The 1,206-nt window shown below is 58.2% G+C and carries 1 protein-coding gene; it reads left to right on the top strand.

What is annotated here, in order from left to right; translation table 11 throughout:
• Positions 1-1,141 (top strand): esterase-like activity of phytase family protein (locus ACR0E6_RS21350; protein WP_480587070.1); only part of this gene is annotated, 1,141 nt, incomplete at its 5' end.
• Positions 1,142-1,206 lie beyond the last annotated feature (65 nt).

Below are 1,206 nucleotides of genomic sequence, written 5' to 3' on the forward strand. Positions count from 1 at the left end.
GACTTTTGGTTGCATGCCAATGATTTTTGTGGGCGCCGTGCGCTCTTCGGTCTTTGGGGTCTACGACGCCACCGATCCGGCCAACCCGGTTCTGAAACAGCTGCTGCCGTCGGGCGTTGGGCCGGAAGGCTATGTGGCAATCCCCGAGCGCAATCTGCTGGTCTCGGCCAATGAAAAAGATCTGATCGAAGACGGCGGCCCGCGTGCGCATGTGTCGATCTTTGAGTATCAGGATGCGCCCGCCGCTTATCCACATCTTACCTCGGAAGGCGCGGATGAGCTGATCGGATGGGGTGCCCTGTCCGGTCTGGTCGCAGATGAGGATGGCATCATCTACGCGGTTAATGACAGCTTCTACGGCTTCCAGCCTTCGATCTTCAAAATCGACCCCAGCCAGACCCCGGCCCGCATCGTGGACGTCGTTCGCATCAGCCGTCAGGACGGCAACCCGGCGCAAAAGCTGGATCTGGAAGGTATCACGCTGGATGGCAAGGGTGGCTTCTATGTCGCCTCTGAAGGCCGAACCGACCGCGTCATCCCCCACGCCATCTACCATGTCTCGGCCGAAGGCAAGATCAAGGACCGCAAGGGTGAGATCGGCCTGCCGCCGGAACTGATGGCCGTCGAAAAACGCTTCGGGTTCGAAGGCATAACCAAGGTTGGAGACACCCTGTGGATGGCAGTTCAGCGCGAATGGAAGGACGACCCCAAAAACCACGTGAAACTTGTCGCCTATAACCTTGAAACCAAGGAATGGGGCGCAGTGCACTATCCTAAAGCTGACCCGGAAACTGGTTGGGTAGGTCTGTCGGAGATCACCGCATTCGGTGACCATGTTTATGTCATCGAACGCGACAACCAGCACGACCACCGTGCAGTCACCAAGAAAATATACCGCATCCCGCTGTCTGAAATGACCCCGGCCCCGCTGGGTGGTGAGCTGCCCGTGGTCAGTAAGGAAGAGGTCCGTGACTTGCTGCCCGACCTGACTTCGACTGGCGGCTACGTACTGGACAAGATCGAAGGTCTGGCCATCCTGCCTTCGGGCGAGGCATTCGTTATGACCGACAATGACGGCGTCGATGATGCCTCGGGCGAGACGATGTTCTGGTCGATCGGCTCGGTTTCGGCTGGGAACTAGACTAAACATCAGAAATCAAAAGGCCCCGCGCGGAGATTGCGCGGGGCTTTTGCATTCAAAGCCAG

Source organism: Ruegeria sp. AP12, from assembly GCF_056540025.1.